Origin of the sequence: Chitinophaga sp. GbtcB8 (assembly GCF_019091455.1) — a bacterium.
GTDB lineage: Bacteria > Bacteroidota > Bacteroidia > Chitinophagales > Chitinophagaceae > Chitinophaga.
On record NZ_JAGXJN010000033.1, the window covers coordinates 1 to 12,074 of the forward strand.

Here is a 12,074-nt window from a genome sequence, read left to right on the forward strand (position 1 = left end):
CAAGGCTAACACCTCGCGGATCAAAATACTCATGGACCTCCCATCACTGATAATATGGTGCATTACAAAGCTGAATACCCATTTATTATCTGCTACCTGGTACAACCCGGCCCTTAATAAAGGTCCCACAGTCAGATCAAAAGGCGTAAAGCAGGCTGTGGTTATGAGGCTTTCCAGCTGTGCATCCAGTGTATCCTGCAGCCGCAGGTCATAGCTGGCTATGCTAAAGGCAGCAGCTGATGGTGTTTGCACCACCTGGCTAACTACTCCCTGTGCATCGCTTTCAAATATAGTGCGCAGGATCTCATGCCGCTCGATCAATGACATAAAGGCATTTGATAACGCTGCCACATCCAGGCTACCATCAAATACATACACACCTGGTATATTATAAGCAATATTACCTACCTTAAACTGGCTCAGCACCCATAAGCGGCGTTGTGCTGCAGATAAAGGATACGCTGTTTGTGTGGCTGCTACCGGGATCTGTACAAAAGCGGCTTTGCTGCTTTGCTCAATAAGGCGGGCCTGCTCTTCCAATACGGCGTGGCTGAACAGCTCTTTTAATGCCAGCTTCACCTCAAAGGTTTTATACACCTGGCTGGCCAGGCGGGTGGCTTTCAAACTATGGCCACCCACCTCAAAGAAATTATCTTTTATACCGACCAGCTCACGTCCTAATATTTCCTGCCAGATAGCTACCAGCTTTTCTTCTGTAACATTACGGGGTGAAACATATTCCACACCTGTAACACCCAGACCTTCCGGTTCCGGCAATCTTTTCTTATCTATTTTACCATTGGGCGTTAAGGGCAATGTTTCCAGCTGCACAAAATGCGCGGGCAGCATATAAGCGGGCAGGGTTTGAGCGAGAGCTGTACGCAGGCCAGCAATGTTTTGTGCTGTTTCACTAACGAAGTACGCTACTATTTCTTTCTCACCATTGTTGTTTGATCTGGCTATTACTACCGCGGCTTCAATGCCTGTTTGTGTTTGCAGGGTGTTCTCTATTTCGCCTAATTCTATGCGGTAACCACGTAGTTTCACCTGCTCATCTCTGCGGCCTAAGAAAGCAATGTTGCCATCCGGCAGCCAGCGGCCTAAGTCGCCCGTTCTGTACAGGCGCTCACCATGCTGGTAAGGATTATCTATAAACTTCTGCGCGGTTAATGCCGGTTGGTTCAGGTAACCTTGTGCCAGGCCATCACCGGTTATGCAGATCTCTCCTGCTACACCAATGGGCTGCAGCTGCAGCGCTTCGCTCAGGATATAGATGCGGGTATTGGAGATAGGTTTCCCTATCAGGATCTCACTATTATTTCTGAGCCGGTAAACGGTGCTGTAGGTAGTATCCTCTGAAGGACCATACAGGTTCCTGATCTCGATCTTCGCTGCATCCAGCTGTTCCAGGTAGCGCGGCGGGATAGGCTCCCCTGCCATATTTAATACGCTCACAGCGCTCAGATCAACTCCTTCACTTAGTAAAGCGCCTACCACACTAGGCACGGTGTTGATCAGTATTTTTTCTGCTGTAGCTAAGTACTGTGGAATAGCTAATGCATTTGTTAAGAACCGTACGGGTTTGCCAATGCTTAGCGGGTAAAATATTTCAAAAACTGAAAGATCAAAACAGATAGAGGTTACGCCAAACACCACATCAAAAACAGCATTCTTAAACTCCTGACCGCACCATTGAATAAAGGCAGTGGCATTACTGTGGGTGATCATTACACCTTTAGGCTTACCGGTTGATCCGGAGGTATAAATAATGTAGGCCAGGTCATCAGGCTGGTTTACCAGCGGCCCGTTATACTGTGGGTACTTATTGGCTTCTTCCCTGAAAACAGATAGTTCTACGGCGTCTATCACCACCTTACACTGACTATCTGCTATGATATAATCAATACGTTCCTGCGGATATGCGGTATCAATGGGCACATACACGCCACCGGATTTTAATACTGCCAGTATAGAAATGATGGTCCATTCGCTGCGGTCCAGCTGAATGCCGATCCTTTCGTTGGCCCGTATGTGATAGTTCCTTTGCAGGTACCGGGCAAACTGGCTGGCTTTCTCATTCAGCTCCTGGTAAGTAAGGGTGCTGGTGTCAAAGAAAATGGCAATATCATCCGGGGTACGGGCAGCTTGCGCTTCAAAGAGCTGCACCAGCGGGCCTGTCTGCGGGTAAGCAGTGGCGGTGTTATTGAACGTATTTAATAATTGCTGCTGTTCTGTAGCCGTTAAATAGCTTAAGCGGTTCAGGGGTAGCGAGGGTTGCGTAATAATAACGGTCAGCAGCTGTTCCAGGTGATGGGTAAATTGTTTTACCGTATTCCGGTGATAGATATCGCTGTTGTACTCTACAATACACTGCAGGCCTTCTCCTTTTTCAATAAAGTTAAAGGTGAGGTCAAACTTGGTGAACTGCGCGTGTACATCACCGTAGCTGCTTACCAGGGCTTCACCTACGGATGTTCCATCTGAAATCAGGTGGCCGGTGTTCTGTAATATTACCATTACATCAAACAAAGCACTACGGCTCATATCCCGGCGTAATTGCAGCGCATCCACCAGCTCATCAAAAGGATAGGCCTGGTGTTCATATGCGCCCAGTGTAGTTTGCTTTACTTTTTGCAGCAGTGAGCTGTAACTGTCTGTGCCGCTGAATTGATTTCGTATAACCAGCGTGTTTACATACAGCCCTATCTGGTCATCCAGATCGCTGTGCAGGCGGCCCGCCACCGGGCTGCCGATAATAATATCTTCCTGCCCGGTATAGCGGTACAGCAAAGTATTCACGGCTGCCAGTAATCCCATGAACAAGGTGCTGCCTTGTTCATTTACCAGGGTTTGCAGCCCTTGTACGATCTCTTTATTGAGATTCAGGCTGATGGTGCTGCCGTTATAGGTTTTTACAGCCGGCCGCGGGCGGTCGCCGGGCAGGTCCAGCAGGGGTAATTCACCTGCCAGCTGCTGCAGCCACCATTGCTTGTGTGGTTCCAGCGCGACTTCGCCTGTCTGCGATTGCTGCCAGGCTGCGTAGTCTTTATACTGGATACGTAAAGCTGGTAAGGTGCTGCTGGTGTTATTCACCTTTGCATTGTACAGGTGCAGCAGTTCCCTGATCAATACTTCCATAGACCAGCCATCACTAATGATATGATGCATGGTAAATGCAAACACCCACTTATGATCTGCTACCTGGTATAAAACCGCACGCAGCAAGGGTCCTGTACGAAGGTCCATGGGGGTAATGGCTACCTGCCGGATCAGCAGCGGTAATTTTTCTTCCTGTGCATGCTCCTGCCGCAGATCAAAATGTTCTATCCTGAAACCGGAAGCTGCCTGGATATATTGTTTTACCTCACCCTGCTCGTCTTCTTTAAAAACAGTGCGCAGGATCTCATGCCGCGCGATCAGGTCATTAAAGGCAGCGGTTAACGCAGTGGCGTCTAAATTCCCTTCAAACACATAGGTACCTGGCATGTTGTAAGCCAGGTTACCTTCCTCGAACTGGCTCAGCACCCATAAGCGGCGCTGAGCGGCAGATAACTCATAAGCAGGTTTAGATCCTGTAACCGGTATGTTTATAAATGTTGCTTTACTGCTTTGCTCAATAAGGCGGGCCTGTTCTTCCAATACAGCATGACTGAATAGTTCTTTTAATGCCAGCTGCACCTCAAAGGTTTTATACACCTGGCTGGCCAGGCGGGTGGCTTTCAGGCTGTGACCACCTATTTCAAAGAAGTTATCTTTTACGCTGATCAGCTCACGGCCTAATACCTGCTGCCAGATGGCTACCAGCGCCTCTTCTGTAGCATTGCGGGGGGCTACATATTCAACACCGGTAACACCCAAGCCTTCCGGTTCCGGCAGCTGTTTCTTATCTACTTTACCATTGGGCGTTAAGGGCAATGTTTCCAGCTGCACAAAATGCGCAGGCAACATGTAAGCAGGTAAGGCTTTGCTAAGGCTAGCACGCAGATCAGCAATATTCTGTGCTGTTTCGCTAACAATGTAGGCTACTATTTCCTTTTCACCGCTGTTGTTAGCTTTGGCTATGACTACTGCTGATTCAATGCCTGTTTGTGTTTGCAGGGTGTTCTCTATTTCACCTAACTCGATGCGGTAACCACGTAGTTTTACCTGCTCATCTTTACGGCCTATGAAGGCGATGTTGCCATCCGGTAACCAACGGCCTAAATCACCCGTTCTGTACAGGCGCTCTCCGGGTTTGAAAGGATTGTCTATGAATTTAGTTGCTGTTAGTTCAGGTTGATTAAGGTATCCCTGTGCTAAGCCATCACCAGCTATGCAGATCTCACCTGCTACGCCAATGGGTTGCAGCTGCAGTGTTTCATTGAGAATATAAATGCGTGTATTGGAGATGGGTTTACCGATGAGGATGTCCCCATCCTTCTTTAACATGTAAACAGTACTGTAGGTGGTATCTTCTGAAGGGCCGTACAGATTCCTGATCTCTATTTTTTCTGCGTCCAGCTGGTCCAGGTAACGCGGTGGGATAGGCTCCCCGGCCATGTTCAATACAGCCACATTACTGAGATCCACGCCTTCGCTCAGTAAGTTACCCACTACACTGGGCACGGTGTTGATCAGTATTTTTCCTGCTGTATTCAAGTATTGGGGAATGCTCAGTGCATTGGTTAAGAACCGAACTGGTTTACCTACACTTAAAGGGTAAAATATCTCAAAAACAGAAAGATCAAAACAGATAGATGTTGCGGCAAATACTACATCAAAAGCATTTACATTAAACTCCTGCTGGCTCCAGTTAATGAAAGCAGTGGCATTGCTGTGGGTGATCATTACACCTTTAGGTTTGCCAGTAGAACCGGAAGTGTAAATGATATAGGCCAGATCGCCGGGTTGGTTACTGGCTGCTACATTTTCTGTTTTATACTTTGCAGCTGCTTTCTTAAACTTAGCCAGCTCCGCTTCATCTATCACCACCTTGCATTGGCTGTCTGTTATAATATAATCAATGCGCTCCTGCGGATATTCCGTATCAATAGGCACACAAGCGCCGCCGGACTTTAATACTGCCAGTATAGCAATGATGGTCCATTCACTACGGTCTAACTGGATGCCTATGCGGTCATTGGCCTGGATCTTATACTTTTTTTGCAGGTAGCCAGCCAGCTGGTTTGCTTTTTCATTCAGCGCTGCGTAGCTCAGTACTGTTTCATCAAACAGAATGGCTGCCTGGTCCGGTGCTTGAGCGGCTTGCTGCTCAAATTTTTGCAGGAAAGTATTCTGCTGGTTGTAAACTACATCTGTTGCATTAAAGACAGATAAAAGCAATTGCTGCTCTTCTGCTCCTACTATTTCAATGTCGCTCAGCAGCACATCCGGGCGCTCCAATACCTGCGTAATGATATGCAGGTAGGTATTGAAAAGCTTTTGTATACTAGCCGCTTTAAATAAAGCAGTAGCATATTCAACTTCCAGGTAAAAGCGGTTATCTGTATCGTTGGCAAAATTAAAGGTCAGGTCAAATTTAGCCGTAGCGCTTTCGCGCAGGGTTTCATCTGCTGCATATAAATAACTGTCCAGGGGTGCTAAGGTAAAACCGTGCTGCTGCTGCATGCTGCCATCACCAATACTCGTATCCTGCAGCACCATCATCACATCAAACAGCGGGTTCCGGCTGTTATCGCGGCGCTGCGCTACTTCTTCCACAATCCTGTCAAAAGGATATTCCTGGAACTCAAAGGCTTTAGCAGAATGTGCATGCACTTTCTTCAGGTAGCTGAGAAAACTATCTGCCTGCGCTACTTCCATTCTCAATGGCAGCGTATTTACATAAAATCCTACCTGGTTTTCCAGGTCAAAGTGATGGCGGCCCGATACCGGCGCGCCAATGGTAACAACCTGCTGCCCGGAAAGCCTGCTTAATAAAAGCGTTAATGTTGCACGCAAAAAGTTAAATGGCGTGGTTTGATTTTGCCGGCAGAACTGCAGGATCGATTCATACTGCTCAGCGCCCAGTAAAAACCGGGAAGTGCCGCCTGCAAAGCTTTTGATAGCTGGCCGCGCAAAGTCTGCCGGTAATTCCAGCGGGGTTACACCGGCTGCAAACTGCTGCCGCCAGAAATCCCTGGCGGCCTGCCCGTTCACACCGGCGATCCTTTGCGATAACCATTGCGTATAATCTTTATACTGGATCCTTAATGGAATAACGGGTGTTGCAGCTGCTTTGCAGATGCTTTCATACAAACGCATTACTTCCTGCAGCAATACAGCTACAGAATGCCCGTCTGAAACAATGTGATGCAGGTTTAACAGCAAGGCATGTTCTGTTGCAGCTATCCTGATCAGCTTCACCTGCATGGTTTGCCCCTGCTGCAGATCAAACCTGAATTGCTGGCATTGCGCCATGGCTGCTTTCAGTCGTGTGTTTATATCCAGCGTATTACTAAGATCCTCCACTTCCATTTCAAACACACCCTGGTCCAGTATTACCTGTTGCAGCTCTCCGTTGGTTTCCCGGAAGGCTGTTCTTAAACTTTCATGTCTTTGAACGGTGATGCGGAAAGCTCTTTCCAGGTTTTCCGTTATAATATCGCCCTGCAGGTAAAGGCCGGTTAGTATATTGTATGCACGGTCTCCCCCATCAAACTGGTTTAAGATCCAAAGTCTTTTCTGCGCATTGGAGGCCGGATAATATGCCTGCTCTGCTATATTTGGAATAGGCGCCATTGCCGATACATCCACGGCATTCCTGAGAAATGCGATCAGCTCTTCCTTACCGGCCTTTATGTGTGCGATCAGCTCTTCCGAAAGGTTAGTGGTTTCTCCAACCAGCTTGATCTGATCACCAGCCAGGCGGGGAATTACTTTATGTCTTTTTAAGGCGCTTATGATCTCTAGTGTATTCATATTGTAATTTCCTTTCCGGATGTTTGTTCAGTTTTTAACCATAACATGTTCTCAACAGTGCAGATCAGATCAAACAGGGTGTTATACTGGTATAACTTTGTTGCATCGATCCTGATATGCAGCTCTTTATTAATGGCGTTAATGATCTCCATGGCACGCAGGGAGTCAACACCCATCTCTGTCAGCTCTGTGCCGTCTTCCGTATGCTGCGCCATTGTGCTGCCTGTTTTTGCTTCCAGCAGATCCAGCACATAAGATTTTATGTTTGCATAATTGCCATCTTCTTTTACTATTGCCAGCAACCTTTCATCCCGTTGCCCTTGCAGCAAAGCGGTAGCCAGTCCTAGTTTGGCGGCGATGATCTCAAAATGCTGCTGCTGATAGCTGTCCCGGCATTTTACCCGTTGCAGCTTACCGCTGGTAGTGCGGGGAATACCCAGCGGCGTGGTTAATACAATGTCGTACGGGTTTATTCCATATACACCGGCTACTGCCTGGTCAATGGTGCGGATCACGGCTGCTGCATCCAGCCCGCGGATAGCTGTTCTTTTTACTTCTGCTATAATCACCGGCGCATCCGGCTGCAGAGCAATGCTGAATACCGCTACACCATTAGGTTCAATGGCGGCGTGGCTGCTGCTTACCAGCTGCTCTATATCATAAGGGTATACATTCTTTCCGCGGATGATCAGCATTTCCTTTAAACGGCCATGCACAAACAGCTCCCCGTTGTACAGGAAACCCAGGTCGCCTGTTCTCAGGAATTTTGTGCCATCCAGCTCATAGAAAAGATCATGAATTGGTTTATTCCAGTAACCTTTAGTAACACTTTCACCGGCAATACAGATCTCTCCTTCCATCAGCCCGGCACATTCAGTACCATCATTCAGGGAAATAATTTTCAGCTGCATGCCTTCGGCTACTTTCCCGGAACCCGCTACTGCCCTGGCATTGGCATGCCCTGCATCCACCAGCTGAATGAGGCCATTACCTGCGGCGTTGTGATCAATGTAAATGGTAGCAGGAAGTGCCTGCTGTTTGTTGCCAGACACCAGTAAGGTAGCTTCTGCCAAACCATAACAAGGGTAAAAGGCATGCGCCTTGAAACCAGCTGGTGCAAAATATTCGCTGAAACGTTGCAGGGTATCGGGGCGTACCGGCTCTGACCCGTTATAGGCCACCTGCCAGCCGGACAGGTCTAACGCCGATAGTTCATCTTTTGAAACCCTGTTCACACAAAGATCATAAGCGAAGTTGGGCGCGCCGCTATGCGTAACCTTATATTTCGTGATGGCTTCCAGCCATCTTTTAGGCGTTTGCATAAACTGGAAAGGCGACATCAGCACACAGCTACAGCCCACATACACCGTATGCAGGATGTTACCAATGAGGCCCATATCGTGATAAAAAGGCAGCCAGGAAAAAATAACGGAGTTGCTGTTGCCATCAAAAGCATTTTGAATAAGCTGTTGATTATGCAGCAGGTTAGCGGCTGTAATAATTACGCCTTTGGGATGGCCGGTGGAACCGGAAGTGTATTGAATGAAGGAGATCTCATTCCACACAGGCGCCTGCAATACTCTAAGGGGTACACTTTTATCGGTGCTGATTATTTGGATCTTATCCAGGATCTGCCCTAATCCCTGCTGCAGGTAAGGGATTGAGGCATCCGTACAGAGAACGGCGCTGGCCTGCGCATCCTCAATAATGTGTACCAGCCTGGCAAATTGTTTGCTGCCTTTAACGTAAGGCACAGGCAGCGGAATAATACCGGCGTACTGGCAGGCTAAGAATGAAACAACAAATTCCAGCACATCCTGGTAAACCAATAACACTCTTTTACCGGCCCATTCTCTTTCTGCTAAAGCGGCGGCAACTTTTTCAACCGTGGCTGCAAGTCTGCGATAGGTAATAGCTTTTTCATCATGCGCTTCATTCCCAAGCACAATAAAAGCTTTTTTGTCTGGTGTAACATTTGCATAGGTGAGCAAATGATCAACGATGGTTTTCCCGTTATTTTTCATAACAACTTTTGACTAATCTGATCAATGGACACTAAGGACCCGGTCCGGGGCACGGCGCCGGATGCTAACACAGGTGTTGTTAGCACTATAGGGCTACAGGGCGTACTACAAACAATAAAAGTGTACTACCGCCTGCGGCTATAAACTATAATCTTCAGTGAAATGTGTACTATAAAACACTCAAGGCTAATGGTTATTACATCAAATAAAAAATTTCAATAATTAGTATATGTCTGTCTAATGGATTTTTTTCCTTGCTTTTTGGGGGTAACATTAGTCTGGTATCCGGTGTAATATTTATCAACACATCTCTATGAGATACTTATTCAGCGAAACGTTCACAACAATATAGAGGTTCAGGACACTCACATGTACCAATACCTTCTGCTGGCCTTCGTGCTCTGCAATCTCGCAGGAGAGGCCTGACAAGGGGCCATCCTCAATACGCACTTTTTGTCCGGAATGAACATTGCCGGACAGCACTGTTATATCCGGACAATTATCCACCAGCATACTTATATTCTGTATTACTTCGTCTTTAACGCGTGTTATCTTTTTTCCAAATTTTACATAGGTGATCACTCCATCCGTATCCGCACAGGTATAGTAGTCCGTCATGCTTTTCAGCTGCACGAACACATAGGATGGGAAGAGTGGAGTAAAACCCAATTTTTTTCCGTCTACACGATGGCCTTTGTTCTTAAAAACTGGCAGAAAAGTTTTGATGTCTGATTTTGACAACTGCACTGCCACTTTTTTTTCCTGCCTCGGCTTCGTATAGATCAGGTACCAACCTGCAACAAAAAAACTCATAAAAGCCGACTTTAAACAATGAATAACGAAACAGTTCTAAAGAGCATACTGCTATATGCACCCTATTTTATTGCTGATAAAGAATAAAATACACAGCTACCGCTACAGTGAAGCATGGCTTGTTTCACAGAAGGTAAATGGTGGAGGTAGACAACCCGCGCATCAACAAACATACACACTTGTCCTCTTTGGGGAGGCGGGCGTATAGGATATGGAAAAAATTAAAGTAAAAGCTACCGCTACAATAAGACGTGAATACTTACTGCAACTTAAAAATTTAGGTGGCGGTCTCAAGAAGGCATTCCCACTTGAAAACGACAACTAGTAACTATTGGCCTGAATTTAAAAATCTGACGGTTATTTGATTTATCAGATTTCGTGACGGTTTTTTTTCTTATTCAATAGAATCACTGATCCTTACTCCTCTGGTCTGGTGGTCGACTAAATATCTATTGGGTCAATCAGGGGTTACTAGAGTTTTCAAGACAAATATAATTTTAAAATTAAAACAACCAACACTTTTTTTGAGAATTTCACAACAAGATCATCTGCGCGGCTTACAATTTGTATTAAAAATTTACGCACTCATTTCTTGCTGCGCCCAAAATCACACTCCGCTGTAATCCTTTACCATAGCAGGTTGCATCTACTCCGGTTATTTTCAAAAAACAGATGCTGTAATTAAGTAAGAGCACGGTTATTTTTTTATTTCCAAAACTTACGCAATCCCCATCCTTTTATTTTCCCTTCACATTAAAATAAAAATATAGTGTACGTAATACGCTTTTGTATCTTAAAAATCGCTTCCCTTCTTTTTAATGATGCAATTATTCCAGGCAGCTATTATAAATAGCCCCGCTTGTAAAACAGAAAAAACAACATTTTAGGGAAACGGGTTAACACTGGCTTTTGTTCTTCCATCAAAATATGCCGGATCAAATTAGTTTTATTTCAAACCAATTATCCGTACCTTTGTTTCCGGGTGAGCCTGGCAGTAACCCGCACTCTAACTGCAAAAAGCAATAAATTTGTTTGTATGAACACTACGAACAATATTACCGAACTGGCACGCGACCTCACAAGGTCTGTCCGGGAAATGCGCTCCATTATGCGGCTGCACATACAGGCCAAGCTCCGGGAATACCAGTTTGATATTTCCTTTGAGCTGCTGGAAATACTGGCCTATTTATGGCGGCAGGATGGGGTGAACCAGCAGGAAATTGCAGATATTATTATTAAGGATAAATCCAGCACCACTTACCTGATCGACAACCTGGTAAAGCGGAACCTGGTAATACGTACAGCGGATGAAAACGACCGGCGCAATAAGCTCATCTTTTTAACCAAAGAAGGGAAACAGCTGCAGAAACAATTTAACCCGCTGATCACTGAAATGTATGAAACAGCCACGGCTGGCATACCTTTCGGTGTAATGGAAAAGGCTATTGTGATGTTAAATAAAATGAACGACAACCTGAAACAAACATTATGAAAACATTACTCATCCCTGTAGACTTCACCGATACTGCGGAGAATGCGGTGAATTTTGGCGCAGCCTGGTGCAAACGGTACGACTATACGCGCATTATACTGCTGAAAACTTTTTATGACAATATCTTTGACCAGATCGTACTATCGGCGGAATATGCGGTGAACCAGGATTACCGGCAGCAGGAACGGCAGGATGTGCTGGACCACCTGGAATCCCTGCGCCAGCGGGTAGCTTCCCAGGTGGACAAGGACGTAGCCATACTTTCGGTTGTAAGCGAGGTACCCATGTTACGCGCCATCCTGGATACGATACGCGATGAAAAAGCAGATACCCTGCTGCTGGGCAGCGATAACTACAGCTATTCCAGCGGCAGCATTGTGGCCGGACATGTAGTAAGCATTGCCAAGGTAAGCCCTATTAAAGTACTGGTGGTACCGGCCGGTTATACCTACCAGCCTGTGGAAACCGCGCTGGTACCGGTAGACTTTGATGCGCTGCAGCCTTTAAGCCGGTTTAGCCATGTACAAACTTCCCCAACCTGGGGCGACACCAAATTACTGGTGCTGAACGTGGACCCGGAAGAAACCTATTTACACCCGGATGAAACCTTCCGCAAAAAAGAAGAGGACCTGCATACCTACCTGCAGGATTTTTCACATGAGCTGCATTACAGCAATGAGCCGGATCTCCTGAACGGGGTACGGCAGTTCGTAGAGGCGCACCCGGTACAGCTGGTCATAGCCCTGCCAGGTAAGCACAGCTTCCTGTATTCCCTTACCCATAAAAGCATTTCCGAAGCCATTTATAAAAATGCGCAGGAGCCGGTATTGATCCTGAAGTAGTGA

At 46.5% G+C, this 12,074-nt stretch carries 5 protein-coding genes; 2 read left to right on the plus strand and 3 right to left on the minus strand.

Going from position 1 to position 12,074, the window contains the following annotated elements; translation table 11 throughout:
- The 3 genes from KVT36_RS23720 to KVT36_RS23730 all read right to left on the minus strand — a co-directional run.
- Positions 1-6,900 (minus strand): non-ribosomal peptide synthetase (locus KVT36_RS23720; RefSeq protein ID WP_217605939.1); only part of this gene is annotated, 6,900 nt, incomplete at its 3' end.
- Positions 6,897-8,924 (minus strand): AMP-binding protein, encoded by a 2,028-nt coding sequence (locus KVT36_RS23725; RefSeq protein ID WP_217605940.1) that lies wholly within the window; start codon positions 8,922-8,924, stop codon positions 6,897-6,899. The genes KVT36_RS23720 and KVT36_RS23725, both read right to left, overlap by 4 nt.
- A gap of 300 nt (positions 8,925-9,224) precedes the next feature.
- Entirely contained in the window at positions 9,225-9,737 is a 513-nt protein-coding gene (locus KVT36_RS23730; RefSeq protein WP_217605941.1) for a transcription termination/antitermination protein NusG, read from the minus strand.
- 1,036 nt (positions 9,738-10,773) lie between these two features.
- On the opposite strand from KVT36_RS23730, the gene KVT36_RS23735 reads away from it, so the two are divergent.
- Together KVT36_RS23735 and KVT36_RS23740 are read left to right on the plus strand one after the other, a co-directional pair.
- The gene (locus tag KVT36_RS23735; RefSeq protein WP_217605942.1) at positions 10,774-11,229 is read left to right on the plus strand and encodes a MarR family winged helix-turn-helix transcriptional regulator; all 456 of its coding nucleotides are present in this window, start codon (positions 10,774-10,776) and stop codon (positions 11,227-11,229) included.
- Positions 11,226-12,071 (plus strand): universal stress protein, encoded by an 846-nt coding sequence (locus tag KVT36_RS23740; RefSeq protein ID WP_217605943.1) that lies wholly within the window; start codon positions 11,226-11,228, stop codon positions 12,069-12,071. The genes KVT36_RS23735 and KVT36_RS23740 overlap by 4 nt, the downstream gene beginning before the upstream one ends.
- Positions 12,072-12,074: the final 3 nt, after the last annotated feature.

Coding starts and splice junctions, on each gene's coding strand:
- KVT36_RS23725 (WP_217605940.1), bottom strand. CDS start 8,924: ATGAAAAATAACGGGAAAACCATCGTTGATCATTTGCTCACCTATGCA.
- KVT36_RS23730 (WP_217605941.1), bottom strand. CDS start 9,737: ATGAGTTTTTTTGTTGCAGGTTGGTACCTGATCTATACGAAGCCGAGG.
- KVT36_RS23735 (WP_217605942.1), top strand. CDS start 10,774: ATGAACACTACGAACAATATTACCGAACTGGCACGCGACCTCACAAGG.
- KVT36_RS23740 (WP_217605943.1), top strand. CDS start 11,226: ATGAAAACATTACTCATCCCTGTAGACTTCACCGATACTGCGGAGAAT.